Source organism: Rhizobium sp. 2MFCol3.1, from assembly GCF_000377565.1.
Lineage (GTDB): Bacteria > Pseudomonadota > Alphaproteobacteria > Rhizobiales > Rhizobiaceae > Rhizobium.
On sequence record NZ_KB898377.1, the window covers coordinates 21,053 to 38,410 of the forward strand.

The window sequence follows — 17,358 nt, forward strand, 5'->3', positions numbered from 1 at the left end:
GAGACAATGAATATCGCAGCCAATATCGCGCCAAGCATCGGGGATGAGCTTGAAACGCCTGAGACCGAGGGCGCGATCGCGCATGCGCTGTTTGCCGATGCGCCAAGCTCCGTCTCGTTCAACAAGCTGCGCAAGCGGCTGCTGCGCCAGGTGCGCCAGGCCTTCGACGATTTCGGCATGCTGAAGGGCCAGAAGCGCTGGCTGATCGGACTTTCCGGCGGCAAGGATTCCTACGGCTTGTTGGCGCTGCTGCTCGACCTGCAATGGCGCGGCCTGCTGCCGGTCGAGCTCGTCGCCTGCAATCTCGATCAGGGTCAGCCGAACTTTCCGAAGCATATCCTGCCGGAGTATCTGGCGAAGATCGGCGTCAAGCACCGGATCGAGTATCGCGACACCTATTCGATCGTGAAGGAGAAGGTCCCGGCTGGCGGCACCTACTGCTCGCTCTGTTCGCGCCTGCGCCGTGGTAATCTCTATCGCATCGCCCGCGAGGAAGGCTGCGACGCGCTGGTGCTCGGCCACCACCGCGAGGATATTCTCGAAACCTTCTTCATGAACTTCTTCCACGGCGGCCGCCTGGCCTCGATGCCGGCAAAGCTGCTAAACGACGAGGGCGACCTGATGGTGCTGCGGCCGCTGGCCTATTGCGCCGAGGACGACATGGCAAAATTCGCCGCCGCCATGCAGTTTCCGATCATCCCTTGCGATCTCTGCGGTTCGCAGGACGGGCTGCAGCGCAATGCCATGAAGGACATGCTCGCTGATATCGAGCGCCGCATGCCCGGCCGCAAGGACACGATGTTGCGCGCGCTCTCGCATGTGAACCCGTCGCATCTGCTCGATCCCAAGCTTTTCGACTTCGCCGGCCTGATGGCAGGTGATGCCGCGCCGAAAACCTGATTTCGTTGCGGGCGTAAGCTCTTGTTTTGACACATGTCGTTGTCGCAAAATTGCGGCATAGTCTTTCGGCATGTCACAACGCCAGGAAGGATGAACCATGGTTTCCAAGATAGATGTCACCACGCTTGCCGATCTCTTGCGGCGGGCGGCGAAGGCGGAAATATTGCCGCGCTTCCGCCGGCTGGGCAGCGACGACGTGCGCGCCAAGACGGAGGCGACCGATCTGTTGACGGAAGCCGATCTTGAAGCCGAGCGGATGATCAAGGCCGAGGTCGCGACGCTGTGGCCGGAAGCGCTGTTCATCGGTGAGGAATCCGTCGCGGCCGACCCCGCGTTGCTTGGCAAGCTGAAGGATGCGTCGCTGTCGATCATCGTCGATCCCGTCGACGGCACCTTCAATTTCGCCTCGGGAATTCCCGCCTTCGGTGTCATGGCCTCGGTGGTCGCGAATGGCGAATGCATTGCCGGCATCATCTACGATCCGATGGGCGACGACTGGGTTATCGCCGAAAAGGGCGCCGGCGCATGGCTGAAGCGCCCAGATGGCAGCTCCGAACGGCTCTCGGTCGCCAAGCCTGTCGCGCTCGACCAGATGGTCGGCATGGCCTCGACGGGCTTCCTGGCGCCCGGCAAACGCGCCGAAGTGCTCGCCAACCTCGCCAAGGTCCGCTTCATCTGCAACTACCGCTGCGCCGCGCACGAACACCGGGCGTTCGCCGGCGGCCATGTGCATTACCTCATGTACAACAAGCTGATGCCCTGGGACCACCTCGGCGGCACGCTCGCCTGCGTCGAAGCCGGCGGCTACGCGGCGCGCTTCGACGGTTCGGCCTATCTGCCGCAGCATGTGGATGGCGGCCTGCTGATCGCGCCGGACAAGGAGAGCTGGGAGCTGCTGCGGCGCGAGGTGTTTACCGTTTAAGGGAATGCTCGCTCGAGATGCGGCCGCACGAAATGTGTGGCCGCGTCCGGCTTGAGCGGGAACCCTTCTTGAAGCATGTTGTGCTTGCCGACGTCTTCGGGGAGGAACACCAATGAGCTTCGAGTATCTTCTGACTGCCTTCATCATATGTGTGACGCCGGGGATCGGTGTGATCTATACGCTTTCCTCCACTCTGGGTGGGGGAATTCGCGCCGGCTTCTGGGCGGCAATCGGCTGCACTGTCGCTACCGTTCTTCATCTGGCAGTCGCCATGGCCGGGCTCGCCGCCGTGCTCTACACCAGCGCGATCCTGTTCCAGATGGTCAAGTTTGCCGGTGTTGCATACCTGATCTGGATGGCCTGGGCGGTTCTCAACGATCATGAGGGGCTGTCGGTTCGGCCGAGCGCGCCAGCATCTGCAGGGCGGCTCGTGTGGCGCGGAATTCTGCTGAACATCCTGAACCCCAAGCTGCCGCTGTTTTTCATTGCATTCATTCCGCAATTCGTTCCAGCGGGTAGCTCGATCGGCGTTCTGGTCGAGCTCGGCTTTGGTTTCACCATGATGACCTTTGCGGTGTTCATGGGATACGCGGTCGCTGCGGCAACCGGACGGGAGAGACTGTTGCAGAGCCGTCGTGCGATGAACTGGATGCGCCGAGCCTTCGCGGCCTCCTTCGCCTTTTTGGGATTGAAGCTGGCTACCGAGGTAACGCGCTAGACCGCCGTGCCGGAATTGAAAAGGCCCCGTTGCCGGGGCCTTTTGATGTTCAGAAATGTCCAGCGCCCGGATCGAGCTGCGGATCGTCGCCCGGGTGGGTGAAGAGCTTGCCGCCTTCGGCCCAGAGCGTGGCCACAATGCTGATCAGGCCGAACAGGGCGAAGCCGCCGAAGAGCGGTTGCACCGTGCCGTTGAACAGCTGGCCGACCGCACCGCCGAGGATGGCGCCGAAGGTGGTCGAGACGAAGCCGGTGATCGAGGTCGCGGTGCCGGCGAGGTTGCCCATCGGCTCCAGGCTGATCGCCGTGAAGTTGGTGGCGATCACGGCGAACATCATCAGCAGGATCGTGAACAGCGTATAGGCCAGCGTGAAGCTTGGCGTGCCGCCGAGCGCCTTGAAGAAGCCGATCGCCGAGATGATGGTGAAGAGGATCATCGCGACATGCGAGATGCGGCGCATGCCAAACTTGCGCACGAAGAAGCCGTTGGCGAAGTTGGCGACCGCGATGCCGCCGGCAGTGGCGGCAAAGGCGATCGGAAGCCAGTCGCCAAGGCCGTAGACCTCGCCGAAGACCTGCTGAACCGAGATCACATAGGCGCTGATGACGGCGGTAAACATGGTCAGGCCAATCATGTAGCCACAGGTGATCTTGTTGGTCAGAACCGTCTTGAAGCCGTCGACAATGTTGCCGAAGGAGAGCGGGATGCGCTCTTCGCGCGGCAGCGATTCTTTCAGGCGAAGAGATGCCCAGATGAACAGGATGGCGCCGACGATGCCGAGCAGGATGAAGATCCAGTGCCAGTTGGCATAGGTGATGATCAGCTGCCCCACCGAGGGCGCGACGATCGGCACGATCATGAAGACGATCATGACATAGGACATGACGCGCGCCATCTCGCGGCCACCGAAGCAATCACGAACGACGGCCATAGTGGTGATGCGCACGGCCGCGCCGCCGAGGCCCTGGATGAAGCGCATGACGAGCAGCATCTCGAAGCTGCCGGTGGCGGCGGCGCCGAACATGGCGAGCACATAGACCGCGAGGCCTCCGAGCATGATGTTGCGGCGGCCGAACGTGTCGGACAGGCTGCCGAAGATGATCTGCGATACGCCGAAGCCGAGGAAGAAGACGCCGATGACGAGCTGCGCGTCGTTGGCGTTGGCGACATTGAGTGCATGGCCCATGGCGGGCAAGGCAGGCAGCATGCTGTCGATCGCCATGGCGACGCTTGCCGTCATGATGGCGATGGTGATGACGAATTCGAGGAAGCCCATGCCGATGCGGCTGGATCCCTGGTTTTCGGTATGCGGCTTATGGGGCGGCGTCATATGATTGTCCTGGAATATAGATATGTCTCAATCGTCGCATGCATGCTCAAACAGCCGGATTATGCGGCTGGAAGAGCTTTCCCTTCTCGGCGATCAGCACGAAAACGAGGCCGATGATCGAGACCGTGAAATAACCGGCGACCATCGGAAGCGCCGTGCCGTTGAAGGCTTGGCCGATGCCGGCACCGATCAGCGCACCGCCGACGGTGCTCATGAAACCGAGAACCGAGGAGGCGGTGCCGGCGACGTGGCCAAGCGGCTCCATGGCCAGCGAATTGAAGTTCGAGCCGATCCAGCCGAACTGGAACATCGACAGACCGAAGAAGCCGATGAACAGGAAGAAGGGCATCGGGTGCGGGCCGAATATGAGCGCCAACAGCCAGATGGTGTTGATGGTGATGAAGCCGAGCAGCGCGCCATGCGACAGACGACGCATGCCGAACTTGCCGACGAGACGGGAATTCAGGAAGGACGACACCGACATGAAGACCGCGACACCTGCAAAGGCGAAGGGGAAATAGACGCCGAGGCCGTAGATGCCGACATAGATCTGCTGCGCCGAGTTGATGAAGCCGAACAGCGAGCCGAAGATGAAGGTGCTGGCGATCGTGTAGCAGAGAGCGATGCGGTTGGTCAGAACAAGCTTGAAGCCGCCCAGCACCGATTTCGCGGTAAAGGGGCGAACGTTCTCCGGACGCAGCGTTTCGGGCAGGCGGATATAGGCCCAGCCGGCGATGATCGCCGCCATCACGGCGATGAACAGGAAGATCAGATGCCAGCTGCCAAAGAGCATGATGATCTGGCCACTACCGGGCGCGATGACGGGAACGATCATGAAGACCATCATGATCAGCGACATGACCTCGGCCATCTGGCGGCCGCCGTAAATGTCGCGAACGATCGAGATCGTGATGACACGGGTGGCCGCGGAGCCGAGGCCCTGGATGAAGCGCAGGATCAGCAGGCCTTCGAAGGTCGGAACCAGCGCGCTGCCGAGCGAGGAACAGATATAGATGCCGATGCCGGCCAGAAGCGGCAGGCGGCGACCGAAGCGATCGGACAGCGGGCCATAGATGAGCTGGGCAAAACCGAAGCCGAGAAGGTAGCTGGAGACGACGAACTGGCGATGGTTCTCGCTTTCGACGTTCAGACTGGCGCCGATCTGCTGCAGCGCCGGTAGCATGATATCGATCGCCAGCGAGTTGATCGCCATCAGGAAGGCGGCCAGCGCGATGAACTCACCCTTGCCCATGGGGATGCGACCCACGTGCGCGGTTTGTGATGAATCTGTCACAATGTAATTCCCAAAACAGGCCAAGGCGCTGTTCAGCACAGCGCCTCGGACTCAAAATACAAAAATGGAAACCGGGCGGACGCCCGGTGACCGGTCAGGTCAAGCGGCGCCGCGAACGGTTACGCCGTTTTCCTGGAAGTGCTGCTGCAATTCGCCAGCCTGGAACATTTCCTTGACGATGTCGCAGCCGCCGATGAATTCACCCTTGACGTAGAGCTGGGGAATGGTCGGCCAGTTGGAGTAATCCTTGATGCCCTGGCGGATTTCCGAATCGGCGAGCACGTTGACGCTCTTGTAGTCGACGCCGATGTAATCGAGAATCTGCACGACCTGGCCGGAGAAACCACACTGGGGAAACTGCGGCGTGCCCTTCATGAAAAGGACGACGTCGTTGGTCTTGATTTCGTTGTCGATGAATTCGTTGATGCCGCTCATGGGACCTAATCCTTTCAACAGGCGAGTTAAAGGCCCGCCGTTTCAATCGTTAAGCTTAGATAGCATGTGACGACCGGAATTCCAGCAGGTGGGAACAAAAAAAGGAGGGCCCTATCGGTCTGATGTTCCCGCTGTTGCCGAAGCGTTACGCCTGGCCATCGCCTTTTGAAGCCTCCTGAGAATTTACGGAGGTTTTAAGCCAATCCACGAAGACAGAGGCCTGAGGCGAGAGATCATCGAAACTCCTGGCAACAAGCCAGTATGCGCCATGCGGAATGGTGGTATCGAACGGCTGCACAAGTTCTCCCGCCATGAGTTCATCGCGGATAAACATCCTGTCCATCAATGCGATACCCTCTCCGCGCAGCGTCGCTTGCAGGATGAGCGCGCCATCGGGATAGACCGAGCCGCGTGTTTCGCCGGCCTGTGCACCGGCGGCCGTAAACCAGCGATGCCAAAGGTCCCGATTGTCTTCATGAAGCAACGGGAATTGCAGCAGATCCGTCGGCTTGGTCACGGGGCCGCGCGCACTCAGCAAATCGGGCGCGATCACCGGGATCATTGTCACGTCGGCGAGCCATTGGCATTCCACCCTCGGCCACTCCGTTCTCGTCGCGCTGTGGCGAACGGCGATCTCCACGCGGCCCGCCCTGAATTCTACGGGGCGCGGGTCCACGTCAAGCAACAGGTCGATATCGGGCTGCAAGCGACGAAATGAGGCCAGGCGCGGCGCCAGCCAGCCCGCCGCGAAGGACGGCTCGACGCTGATCGATAATGACGAGGCGGGCTTGTTGGCCTTCAGACGGTCGAGAGATGTGCCGATCGCATCGAAACTCGCCGTAAGGACGGCCAGCAACGTCTCGCCCGAGCTGGTGAGAACGACCATGCGGTGGTGCCGCTCGAACAGCGGTTGGCCAAGCTGCCGCTCCAGTTCGCGCACCTGCCGGCTAACCGCGGACTGTGAAATCAGCAGTTCGTCGGCCGCCCGGGTGAAGCTCCGCAGACGCGCCGCGACCTCGAAACTGCGTAGGGCGGTCAAAGGTAGGCGACCACGTTTCATGGATAACCTCAAGTCATGCGAAGTGGACGATAAGCTCGTTTGAAGACCTTGGGCAACCGGAATTCAATGGCCATCGCGATCAAACCCGCGAGGAAAGACCATGTGGAGCGAAGTCTATCGTCTGATCACGGATGTCATCCGGATCGTCTCGTTTCAGCCGCGCGGCGCCGACAACGCGTGGCGAGCGACCGGCGATTGGCCGATTGAAGTCGATTGGAATGTGGAGTCGAGAGTGGGGACGTGCCGCCGTAGGCAGTCGAGGGACGATTGAATTGACGGCACGTGTTCACGGAAGAATGAGAAACAAAAATGCCCGGTGGAACCGGGCATCTTTTAACAGGCTATGACGGCAGGCCTTATTCCGGCGCCGAGGTCTGCAGCGCCAGAGCGTGCAGAACGCCGCCCATGTTGCCCTTCAGCGCGTCGTAGACCATCTTGTGCTGCTGCACACGGCTCTTGCCGCGGAAGGCTTCGGCTACGACTTCGGCGGCGTAATGATCGCCGTCGCCCGCCAGATCACGGATGACCACCTTTGCGCCGGGGATGCCGGCCTTGATCATGTCTTCGATGTCACCGGGTTTCATGGCCATGGTCGATTACTCCTTGCGCATCATTCCGCGGCAGCGAGCGTGCCGCTGCCATCCATGAACTCAGGGAACCATGATTCATGGGCGTGGCGCAATTGCTGAATCGGCAGCGACAGCAGATCATCGACGACAAGCGCGTCGCCCTCGACCGTGCCGAGGCGGCGGAACGGAACGCCCGCACCTTCGGCGTTGGCGCAGACGAAGCTGGCGACATCGGCCGGGACGGTCAGCACATAGCGTGCCTGGTCTTCACCGAAGAGAAGCCCGTGGGTTTCGCCGCGACCTTCGCTGAGGCTGATCTTCAGGCCCTTGCCCGAGGACATCGCCATTTCCGCCAGAGCCAGCGCCAGGCCGCCCGAGGAAATGTCGTGGCAGGCGGTTGCCTGGCCGTTGCGGATGACGGAGCGGACGAAGTTGCCGTTGCGACGTTCGGCGAAGAGATCGACTTCCGGCGGCGGGCCGTCGGTGCTGCCGAGAATGTCGCGGAGATAGATGGACGAGCCGAGGTGGCTGCCGTCGGTGCCGATCATGATGACCTTGTCACCATCCGATGCGCTGCCGATGCGCGCCATCTTCTTCCAGTCGCCGAGAAGGCCGACGCCGGCGATGGTGGGGGTGGGAAGGATCGCGACGCCGTTGGTCTCGTTGTAGAGCGAGACGTTGCCCGAGACGATCGGGAAGTCGAGCGCGCGGCAGGCTTCGCCGATGCCCTTCACGGCCTGCACCAGCTGGCCCATGATCTCGGGCTTTTCGGGATTGCCGAAGTTGAGGTTGTCGGTCGCCGCCAGCGGCTCGGCGCCGGTTGCGGTGATGTTGCGCCAGCATTCGGCCACAGCCTGCTTGCCGCCCTCGAACGGATCGGCCTCGACATAGCGCGGCGTCACGTCGGAGGAGAAGGCAAGCGCCTTGGTCGGGTGCGTGTCGACGCGCACGACGCCGGCATCGCCGCCCGGCAGCTGCAGCGAGTTGCCCTGGATCAGCGTGTCGTACTGTTCGTAGACCCAGCGGCGGCTGGATTCGTTCGGCGAGCCGACGAGCTGGAGCAGCGTCTGGCCGTAATCCTCAGGGGCTGCCACCAGATTGGCCGGAAGCGGCGCGCGCTTGTCTGCCTCGCGCCAGGGGCGGTCATATTCCGGTGCCTGATCGCCCAGATCCTTGATCGGCAGGTCGGCGACTTCGACGCCCTGGTGCATGACGCGGAAGCGCAGGTCGTCGGTGGTCTTGCCGACGATCGCGAAATCGAGGCCCCACTTGACGAAGATCGCCTTGGCGACCTCTTCCTTGGCTGGCTCGAGAACCATGAGCATGCGCTCCTGGCTTTCCGACAGCATCATCTCGTAAGCGGTCATCTGGTCCTCGCGCACCGGAACGGTGTCGAGGTCGAGCAGGATGCCGAGGTCGCCCTTGGCGCCCATTTCGACAGCCGAACAGGTGAGGCCGGCCGCACCCATGTCCTGGATGGCGATGACGGCGCCCGTCTGCATCAGCTCGAGGCAGGCTTCGAGCAGGCACTTTTCGGTGAAGGGGTCGCCGACCTGAACGGTCGGGCGTTTCTCTTCGATCGATTCGTCGAATTCCGCCGATGCCATGGTCGCGCCGCCGACGCCATCACGGCCGGTCTTGGCGCCGAGATAGACGACGGGCAGGCCGACGCCCTTGGCTTCGGAGAGGAAGATGCCGTCGGACTTGGCAAGGCCGGCCGCGAACGCGTTGACCAGGATGTTGCCGTTGTAGCGTGCGTCGAACTCGACTTCGCCGCCGACCGTCGGAACGCCGAAGGAATTGCCGTAGCCGCCAACGCCGGAGACGACGCCGGAAACGAGATGCTTCGTCTTCGGGTGATCAGGAGAGCCGAAACGCAGGGCGTTCATGGCGGCGATCGGCCGGGCGCCCATGGTGAAGACGTCGCGCAGAATGCCGCCAACGCCGGTCGCGGCACCCTGGTAGGGCTCGATGTAGGATGGGTGGTTGTGGCTCTCCATCTTGAAGACAACAACGTCGCCGTCATCGATATCGACGACACCGGCGTTTTCGCCCGGGCCCTGCACAACGCGCGGACCCTTGGTGGGGAGCGTGCGGAGCCACTTCTTGGAGGATTTGTAGGAGCAGTGCTCGTTCCACATGGCCGAGAAGATGCCGAGCTCGGTGAAGGTCGGCTCCCTGCCGATCAGATCCAGAATCCGCTGGTATTCGTCCGGCTTCAAGCCGTGGGCGGCGATCAATTCTGGAGTGATCGGGCGGGTATTGGAAATGGTCATGAGCTCTGCGAAGTCCCTGCCGTTGCGCGATTTCGGTGTCTTTAGCCTAAGTGGGTGCGGCGCGCGACAGAAAAAAGCCCGCTGTTCACAGAGAGCGGGCTTCGGAGTTCAATATCGGGAAGTTTAGAACTTGTAGCCGACCTGGATGCCGGCGCGTGTCATGCCGTTGTTCGGTCCGTCGCATAGATTTGCGTGCGAGGAATGGGCGACTTGCGCCATGACATTCCAGTGCGCGTCGAAGCGATAACCGGCGCCGACATATTCGTGGAAGAGGAAACGACAGCCGAGATCGGGACCATCGGCGCTGTTATCGAGATCGCCATTGTGCCAGACGCCACCGAAACCGGCTTCGGCGAAGACCTTCTCGTTGAAATTAACAGTCCAGGCGAGGCCACCGAAAATCTGCGTCGCTTCGCCCGAGGTGCCGATCGAGGTGCCGAGGTTCAGGCGCGGACGCGCCAGCGTCTGCTTCCAGTCCGTTGCGGTATCCTGGCCGAACGGGTCGAAGAAAACCGTGACCTCAGGGAAGACGCCATCTTCGTGGCTGTGGCCGCCTTGGATCGACGCCGAGGCGCCAAAGCGCAATTCGTCAAAGATCTTCTCATCCGCATGAGCCGAGACCGGCAGGAGCGAGATGTTTGCAAGGAGCGCCGCGAGGAGTAGTCCGCGGCCAGTCGATGCAGATGCCATGCTTTTCATTGTCATGCGCCGCCTTTGGTGCCGGCGCACATCGCCGTCCTCACCGCAATTGGTAGCATGCAAATCGATTCGGTAAAGCGGACAGGCGCTGAAAGCCCTAGATTTTAGCGGGTGCGGCTGATCTGCAACAGCTTTAGACCTCTCCGTCGTATCCGGCGCCGCCGCTTTCAAGCAGGCGTCGAACTGTCATCAAACCTGCAACCATTTCCCCTCTATCCTTGGGGGAGGAGAAGCTGATGCGCACGCGGTGATAGACCTTATCTGTGCGCGCCGCCTTGAACTCGTCTTCGTCGTCGATCAGCACGCCGTCGCGGAAGGCGGCGTTCTTGAAGGTGCCGGAGAGCCAGGGATCGGGAAGCTTCAGCCAGATGAACGGCACATGCGGATGCGAGACGAAGTCGAAACCCTGAAGCGTTTCGCGCGCCAGCCGCTCGCGCCCCGAAAGCTCCGTGATGCAGTTCTTACGGATTTCGTGCGCCTCGCCGCTCTCGACAAGGCGGGCGCAGGCTTCGGCCAGAATGAAGGGCAGGCCGCCGGTGATCATCTTGTGGGTGACCTTGATGCGCTGCGCGAAATGCGGCGGGCATGCGACCCAGCCGCCGCGGATACCGGCGGCCACCGATTTCGAGAGACCGCTGATCAGGAAGGTGCGATCGGGCGCCAGCGAGGCCAGCAGCGGGTTTTCGTCGCCGGTCATGCCGCCATAGAGATCGTCCTCGATCAGCCACACCCCATGCCGCCGCGCGATTTCGGCGATCTTGGCGCGCCGCTCATGCGGCATGGTTGATAGCGTCGGGTTGTGGGCCGTCGGCATCAGGAAGGCGAGCTTCGGGTGCTGCTGGGAGCAGAGGCGCTCGAAATCATCGGGAATGACGCCGTGCTCGTCGGAATCGACGGTGATGGTGCGCCGACCAAGGATGCGGGCGCTGCGGCTCACCTGCGTATAGCTGAGGTTCTCGAAGACAATCTTGTCGCCGGGCGAGGATATGGCCGAGATGACCGCGATGGCGGCCGCGTGCGCGCCGAGCGTGGGGACGATGTTTTCAGTGTCGGGCGCCCAATCGTTGCGCGACAGCCAACGGCGCCCGGCTTCGTACCAGTTTTTCGGGAAGACGCGCGAATAGGAGGAAATCTCGGCAAGCTGCTGCTCGCCGATATCGGCGAGGATGCGGCCGATGGTTTTCCCTTGGCCGAGATCGGGAGCCGCCGTCGTGTCGAAGCGGATTTTTCCTGATGGCGCGTCGATTGTCCTGGTGCCGCCGAGCGCGATCGTCAGCGGATCGGGCTGATTGCCTGGCGCCGTCTCCGCCCGGTCCAGCACATAGGTGCCGCGTCCGACTTCGCCCGCCACCAGGCCGCGCTCGTGCACCAGCGCGTAGGCGCGGCCGATTGTGCCGATTGTCACGCCGATATCATAAGCAAGATTGCGCTGCGGCGGCAGCTTACTGCCTGCGGGCAGGGCGCCGCTGGCGATGGCGGATTCGATATTGTCCGCGAGACGCAGATAGACCGGGCCGGAACCGCGCGAGAGATCAGGGAGCCAATTTGTCATGATGACAATTTCCTAGATTGTCACCCTTTCCCTGTCAAGTCTATCAGGGTGAACGCATACAATCAGCGATCGGATAGTGACATGTCAGTAGCGCCTGACTTCAGGAGAGACAATCGGCTCCACCAAGCCGAACAATTCCGCGATACGCCGAGGTTCAACCGGCACGATGTGTGGGCCGCTCTTGGGAGCGTGTGGGGCAAGATCGCGCTCTGGCAGCAGAAGCGGGCCAGCCGGCGCGTGCTCAGGGATCTGACGGACACGGAACTCCTCGATATCGGCATCAGCAGGGCCGATGCCGGCAAGGAGGTCGGCAAGTCGTTCTTCTGGGATTGAGGCTCTGTGAGCGGAATGCTGGCTTAGCTGCAGCTCTTGTTGCCGCCGGCCCAGCGCGTGACGTCGCCGGCAATGCGAGGGCGTGCAGGGCTATCCATCATCGGGCCGAAAGCGTCGAGCTTGGAGGGGTTGCCTTCCGCCTGGACGACCAGCAGCGGCCGGCTTTCCGGGCTGCCCTTGTGGACGACGAGAATACGCGGGCGGCCGGAGAAGGAATTGAGCTCCGGCGCCAGCTTGTAGGCGGCAAATGTCGCGTCGCCCGACTTGAACCAGCAATTGTTGGCCGCTACCGCCACGCGTTCCATGGTCGACAGCGCGCTGCGATCCTGGCTGGGCGCCGGTGTCTTGGATTGGCACGACGCAACCAGTGCCGCGGTCGCGGCAATGGCGAGGACATGTGTCAGGGGAAGGTGAGGGCGCATCGATCTTGCTCCAGTGGACCGGATGAATGGCCTCATATCCGTTTAAGGTTAAGCAGCGATTACGTCGAGCGCGGAAGCGAACAACGCCCGGCCGTCGGAACCACCATGGGCTGCTTCGATCAGGTTTTCCGGGTGCGGCATCATGCCGAGCACGTTGCCGCCCTCGTTCATGACGGCTGCGATGTCGTTCAGCGAGCCGTTCGGGTTGGTGCCCTCGGCGTAACGGAAGACCACCTGGCCGTTGCCTTCGATCTTCGCCAGCGTCTCGGCGTCGGCGAAGTAGTTGCCGTCGTGGTGGGCGACCGGGCAGCGGATGACCTGGCCCTTGGCGTAGGCGCGGGTGAAATCCGTTTCGGCATTCGCCACTTCGAGCTTGATCTCGCGGCAGACGAACTTCAGCGAGGAATTGCGCATCAGCGCGCCCGGAAGCAGGCCGGATTCAACAAGGATCTGGAAGCCGTTGCAGACGCCCAGAACCTTCACGCCCTTGTTGGCCTTCTCGATGATCGCCTGCATGACCGGCATGCGCGCGGCGATCGCGCCGCAGCGCAGATAGTCGCCATAGGAGAATCCACCAGGAATGACGATCAGATCGACATCTGGGATATCGGTCTCCGTCTGCCAGATCGTCACCGGCGCCTGGCCGGAAATCTTGGTGAGAGCGGCGATCATGTCACGATCGCGATTGAGGCCCGGAAGCTGAACGACGGCGGATTTCATGGGTGTGGTTCAAACCTTGCTTGTGCTTCTGCGAGTTCTCGAAGTTCGAGACGGTTTTCGATGCGTTCGAGACGTTGGTCGTGACGGTCGAGCACGCTGTAGATGTTGTGGATGTCGTGATTCACTGAAACGAGTATCCCTCGCATGGAGTTCAACTCGCTTCTCATTTCGTTCTGAGTGTGTTTCAGCCCCGAAATTTCGGCCTGAATGCGCTTAAAGAACTCAAACATAAATTCTTGTGTCACTTCAGCCATCGGACAATCTCCGCAACCGCTAGTCGAGAGAAATAGTATAGTTCTCGATAACGGTGTTGGCGAGGAGTTTTTCGCACATGGCCTTGATGTCGCCTTCGGCCTTGGCCTTGTCGGTGCCTTCGACTTCGACGTCGAATACCTTGCCCTGGCGGACATGGCCGACGCCGTCGAAACCGAGAGCGCCGAGCGCGCCTTCGATGGCCTTGCCCTGCGGATCGAGAACGCCGTTTTTCAGCGTGACGGTTACACGAGCCTTGATCACTTTGTCTTCCCTGTCTTGCTAGTTACTTGACGAGAACCGGACCGGTGCCGCGCACAGGCTCGTTCTCGTTGATGATGCCGAGGCGGCGCGCCACTTCCGAATAGGCTTCGAGGAGGCCACCCATGTCGCGACGGAAGCGGTCCTTGTCCATCTTTTCCTGGGTGTCGATGTCCCAGAGACGGCAGCTGTCGGGCGAGATTTCGTCGGCGAGGATGATGCGCATCATGTCGCCTTCATAAAGGCGGCCGCATTCGATCTTGAAGTCGACGAGCTGGATGCCGACGCCCAAGAACAGGCCGGTCATGAAGTCGTTGACGCGGATCGCCAGCGCCATGATGTCGTCGAGTTCGGCGGGATTGGCCCAGCCGAAGGCGGTGATGTGCTCTTCGGAGACCATCGGGTCTTCGAGCGCGTCCGACTTGTAGTAGAACTCGATGATCGAGCGCGGCAGGACGACGCCTTCTTCGATGCCCAGGCGCTTGGCCAGCGAGCCGGCGGCGACATTGCGCACGACGATCTCAAGCGGGATCATCTCGACTTCGCGGATCAACTGCTCGCGCATGTTGAGGCGGCGGATGAAGTGCGTGGGAATGCCGATCTTGTTCAGATGGTTGAAGATGAACTCGCAGATGCGGTTGTTCAGAACGCCCTTGCCATCGATGACTTCGTGCTTCTTCTTGTTGAAGGCGGTGGCGTCGTCCTTGAAGAACTGGATCAGCGTGCCTGGCTCGGGTCCCTCATACAGAATCTTGGCCTTGCCCTCGTAAATACGGCGGCGACGGTTCATTGCGATTGTTCTCTTGTCGTTGGCGCTCTTGGGATTAGCGCGAGTGGATCGATCTCGTGGCGTCCCCATAAAGGAAAAGCGAGGGTTTCACAATCCGCCTGTCACTCCTTCCCCGGATTCCGGTCTTCCGGAGCACCGATGCGAGAATCGAATGTCTAAGAAATCCATTCTACCCCGTTTCCCGGCTTAACAAAACGACCTCAGGTTTATGCAGGGGTTGTGCAGTGTTTTATTTGGCGGCGGTCGCCTTACTCGGCTTGCGGGGCGTCGGCGTATGGGCGGCTGCTGCCGCCTGGCGCCAGCTGGCGGCGCGAATGAAGGAGGGGATCTGCATTGCCGGCATCGGGCGGGCCAGCGCATAGCCCTGCAGCACGTCGCAGCCGAGGTCGCCCAGGATACGCGCGTGCTCCATGGTCTCGACGCCTTCGGCGGTCACCAGAATGCTCAAGGAGCGGCCGATCTCGATGATCGAGCGGACGAGCTTGCGCTGTTCCGACGAGGTCGGGAGCATGCGGATCAGCTCGCGGTCGATCTTCAGCGTCTTCGGGCTCAGCCTGAGCAGGCTGACGATCGAGGCGTGGCCGGTGCCGAAGTCGTCGATCTCGATGTCGATGCCGAGGCGGCGGAACTGGCGGAGATTGGCGATGACCGCGTCGTCGCAATCATCGAGCGAAATGGACTCCAGAAGCTCAAAGGCGATGGTTCCCGGCACGATCTTCAGCGCCCGCAGCTTCTTGCCGAGCGCCGGGTCGTCAAGTCTCCGGGAGGAGACATTGACCGCGATCTTCGGAATGACGATGCCTTCGCTCTCCCAGGCGGCGCGATCGACAAGCGCTTGCTCGAGAATGACGCCGTCGATGGTCGCCACGACGTTGATGTCCTCGGCGATGTCGAGGAAGCGATCGGGAGCCAGCAGGCCATGTTCGCGGTGTTGCCAGCGGGCGAGCGTTTCGACGCCGGTCACGTCGAGTGTGCGGGCATCGAACTGCGGCTGGTAGAAGGGCACGAATTCGCGCCGCTCGAGGCCGATCAGGATATCGTCGGCCAATCGCTTGCTGGCGATCACCTGGCGGCGGGCATCCTTTGAGAAGAACTCGTGCCGGTTTCGGCCGCCGCTCTTGGCGCGATAGAGCGCGATGTCGGCGTTGAGCAGGAGCTGCTTTCCGTCGAGCATCGGGCCGCTGTCGGTGGCGATGCCGACGCTGGCGCCGAAGCGGCATTCGTGATGCTCGTAGCGGATCGGGCGGCTGAGCTCGCGCACGATGCGCTCGGCCATGTTGGATATCTTCTTCGGCGTGACATCGAGCGCGCAGAGCACCACGAATTCGTCGCCGCCGATGCGGGCCACGAAATCGCCCGGCCGGACGGTCTCGGTCAGCACCGCGGCCGCGTGCTTCAGCATGGCGTCACCGGCGCGGTGGCCGAGTGTGTCGTTGATCTGCTTGAAGCGGTCGAGGTCGATGTGCAGCACTGCGAGCGTATCGTCGGCGGTGCTTGCTCTTGTCGAATATTCTTCCAGCTTGCGGTCGAGATAGCGGCGGTTCGGCAGTCCGGTCAAAAAATCATGGAGGGCGAGATGCTCGATGCTTTCCTTGGCCGCCTCGAGTTCGCGGTTGTGGGCCTCGGCGAGGTCCTTGGCGCGCTGGAGCTCGGCGTTGAGCGCCACTTCCTCGGTCACGTCCCAATTGGCGCCAATCAGCTTGCGGTGACCATTGCCGTCGATGAAGAAGGCGGCCTTGGCGCGGATGACGCGCTCGGCGCCGTCGCCGCGGATGATCCTGAATTCGTGCTGAAAGCCCGACTGGCGCTCGATGTTCTCCGCCACCGTTGCCTGCACCCTGTCACGGTCGTCGGGATGCAGCGTTTCGGTCCAAACGTCGCCCTGCGAGGCGCGTGTCGGGTTCGTGATGCCGTAGATCCACAACAGGCGTGCGTCCCATTCGACGGTGCCGGCATCGAGATCGGATTCGAACACGCCGATCCCTGAAATGTCGAGCGCAAGATCAAGCCGCCGCGACATGTGCGCCAGCCGCTCTTCAGCCTCCTTGCGGGCGGTGATATCGGTGTCGGTGCCGACGAGGCGGGCAGGGGCGCCGTTTTCGTCCCATTCGACGCAGGCGCCGCGGCATTCGATCCAGATCCAGTGGCCGTCTCGGTGGCGCTCGCGATATTCGAAGACACGGAAATTGGGGTCGCCGGCATTCTGCCGGTCGATCGCCTCGATGACGAAGGCGCGGTCGTCGGGATGGATCAGCGCGATCCAAGCGTCGTAATCGCCATCCGCCTCTTCGTCGGGCGCCATGCCGCGCATGGTCTTCCACGTTTCGGAATAATAGCGCGTTCCAAGCTTGAGGTTGTGATCCCATACGCCAAGATCTGAGCCGACTAGGGCGTAGTTCCAGCGGCTTTCGCGCTCGACCAGCGCGTCGGTCTCGCGTTCGGAAGCATTCGCTGAAGCGATAATCTCATCGCTCTTTGTGGAACCAACCTCTTGATCAGGCCTCTTCTTGGTCAATGCTCGCACTCGCTCGTCTGGCGTGTGTCAATTTGCTTATATTGAATTAAGCCGAGCTTAATATCGGAGCAAACTTATCGCGCTGTCCAGTGCTCCCAAAGTCGTGCTCTCGGTCACATGCATCCGGCGGAGCAATCGCGCCGATGTCATTTGCAACAGCGCTGCAACGCCCTCAAAATACCTGTTCGGTGTTTTCCGCCCTATATGATGGGTATGGAGGAAAAGCCATGGCTCAGGATTGGCCAATGTTCATCATGCAATGCGTCGTGCTTGCCGGCTTCGCGAGCGTGTTTTTCGTGCGCGGCGAGGG

General features: G+C 61.6%; 18 protein-coding genes. 4 read left to right on the forward strand and 14 right to left on the reverse strand.

Going from position 1 to position 17,358, the window contains the following annotated elements; genetic code table 11:
* The first annotated feature begins 6 nt into the window (after positions 1-6).
* From ttcA to D460_RS0129375, 3 genes are all read left to right on the forward strand, one after another.
* Positions 7-900, forward strand: coding sequence for a tRNA 2-thiocytidine(32) synthetase TtcA (ttcA, locus tag D460_RS0129360; RefSeq protein ID WP_018902190.1), 894 nt, complete (start codon positions 7-9; stop codon positions 898-900).
* 97 nt (positions 901-997) lie between these two features.
* Positions 998-1,822 (forward strand): inositol monophosphatase family protein, encoded by an 825-nt coding sequence (locus tag D460_RS0129365; RefSeq protein ID WP_018902191.1) that lies wholly within the window; start codon positions 998-1,000, stop codon positions 1,820-1,822.
* Positions 1,823-1,934: 112 nt separating this feature from the next.
* The gene (locus tag D460_RS0129375) at positions 1,935-2,540 is read left to right on the forward strand and encodes a LysE family translocator (protein ID WP_018902193.1); all 606 of its coding nucleotides are present in this window, start codon (positions 1,935-1,937) and stop codon (positions 2,538-2,540) included.
* 49 nt (positions 2,541-2,589) lie between these two features.
* Here D460_RS0129375 and D460_RS0129380 read toward each other — a convergent pair whose 3' ends face one another.
* The 8 genes from D460_RS0129380 to D460_RS0129420 all read right to left on the reverse strand — a co-directional run bounded on the left by D460_RS0129380 (position 2,590) and on the right by D460_RS0129420 (position 11,755).
* The gene (locus D460_RS0129380; RefSeq protein ID WP_018902194.1) at positions 2,590-3,870 is read right to left on the reverse strand and encodes a multidrug effflux MFS transporter; all 1,281 of its coding nucleotides are present in this window, start codon (positions 3,868-3,870) and stop codon (positions 2,590-2,592) included.
* A gap of 46 nt (positions 3,871-3,916) precedes the next feature.
* Positions 3,917-5,122, reverse strand: coding sequence for a multidrug effflux MFS transporter (locus tag D460_RS0129385; protein ID WP_018902195.1), 1,206 nt, complete (start codon positions 5,120-5,122; stop codon positions 3,917-3,919).
* A gap of 141 nt (positions 5,123-5,263) precedes the next feature.
* Entirely contained in the window at positions 5,264-5,599 is a 336-nt protein-coding gene (grxD, locus tag D460_RS0129390) for a Grx4 family monothiol glutaredoxin (RefSeq protein WP_018902196.1), read from the reverse strand.
* Positions 5,600-5,744: 145 nt separating this feature from the next.
* Positions 5,745-6,659, reverse strand: a complete 915-nt coding sequence (locus D460_RS0129395) for a LysR substrate-binding domain-containing protein (protein ID WP_026283683.1) — start codon at positions 6,657-6,659, stop codon at positions 5,745-5,747.
* Between the two features lie 356 nt (positions 6,660-7,015).
* Positions 7,016-7,249, reverse strand: a complete 234-nt coding sequence (locus D460_RS0129405) for a BolA family transcriptional regulator (RefSeq protein ID WP_018902199.1) — start codon at positions 7,247-7,249, stop codon at positions 7,016-7,018.
* 20 nt (positions 7,250-7,269) lie between these two features.
* Positions 7,270-9,504: a phosphoribosylformylglycinamidine synthase subunit PurL gene (gene purL / locus D460_RS0129410; RefSeq protein ID WP_018902200.1), complete on the reverse strand. Its 2,235-nt coding sequence runs from the start codon at positions 9,502-9,504 to the stop codon at positions 7,270-7,272.
* A gap of 123 nt (positions 9,505-9,627) precedes the next feature.
* Positions 9,628-10,194 carry an acyloxyacyl hydrolase gene (locus D460_RS0129415; RefSeq protein ID WP_018902201.1) on the reverse strand — a complete coding sequence of 189 codons (567 nt, stop codon included), beginning with the start codon at positions 10,192-10,194 and terminating at the stop codon, positions 9,628-9,630.
* Positions 10,195-10,336: 142 nt separating this feature from the next.
* Positions 10,337-11,755 carry a PLP-dependent aminotransferase family protein gene (locus D460_RS0129420; RefSeq protein WP_018902202.1) on the reverse strand — a complete coding sequence of 473 codons (1,419 nt, stop codon included), beginning with the start codon at positions 11,753-11,755 and terminating at the stop codon, positions 10,337-10,339.
* An 81-nt stretch (positions 11,756-11,836) separates the two neighbouring features.
* Here D460_RS0129420 and D460_RS34140 point away from each other — a divergent pair, with 81 nt between their 5' ends.
* Positions 11,837-12,088, forward strand: a complete 252-nt coding sequence (locus D460_RS34140) for a DUF1127 domain-containing protein (protein WP_018902203.1) — start codon at positions 11,837-11,839, stop codon at positions 12,086-12,088.
* 23 nt (positions 12,089-12,111) lie between these two features.
* Here the strand turns inward: D460_RS34140 and D460_RS0129430 are convergent, their stop codons facing one another.
* The 6 genes from D460_RS0129430 to D460_RS0129455 form a co-directional block, all read right to left on the reverse strand.
* Positions 12,112-12,510: a hypothetical protein gene (locus tag D460_RS0129430; protein WP_018902204.1), complete on the reverse strand. Its 399-nt coding sequence runs from the start codon at positions 12,508-12,510 to the stop codon at positions 12,112-12,114.
* Between the two features lie 48 nt (positions 12,511-12,558).
* Positions 12,559-13,230 carry a phosphoribosylformylglycinamidine synthase subunit PurQ gene (purQ, locus tag D460_RS0129435; protein ID WP_018902205.1) on the reverse strand — a complete coding sequence of 224 codons (672 nt, stop codon included), beginning with the start codon at positions 13,228-13,230 and terminating at the stop codon, positions 12,559-12,561.
* Positions 13,227-13,484 (reverse strand): hypothetical protein, encoded by a 258-nt coding sequence (locus D460_RS0129440; protein WP_018902206.1) that lies wholly within the window; start codon positions 13,482-13,484, stop codon positions 13,227-13,229. Before D460_RS0129440 ends, purQ begins: the two co-directional genes overlap by 4 nt.
* A 19-nt stretch (positions 13,485-13,503) precedes the next feature.
* Positions 13,504-13,746: a phosphoribosylformylglycinamidine synthase subunit PurS gene (gene purS / locus D460_RS0129445; RefSeq protein WP_018902207.1), complete on the reverse strand. Its 243-nt coding sequence runs from the start codon at positions 13,744-13,746 to the stop codon at positions 13,504-13,506.
* A 22-nt stretch (positions 13,747-13,768) separates the two neighbouring features.
* A complete protein-coding gene (purC, locus tag D460_RS0129450; RefSeq protein WP_018902208.1) occupies positions 13,769-14,533 on the reverse strand; it encodes a phosphoribosylaminoimidazolesuccinocarboxamide synthase in 765 nt (254 codons plus the stop codon).
* Positions 14,534-14,762: 229 nt separating this feature from the next.
* Positions 14,763-16,997: a GGDEF domain-containing phosphodiesterase gene (locus tag D460_RS0129455; protein ID WP_245267841.1), complete on the reverse strand. Its 2,235-nt coding sequence runs from the start codon at positions 16,995-16,997 to the stop codon at positions 14,763-14,765.
* Positions 16,998-17,358 lie beyond the last annotated feature (361 nt).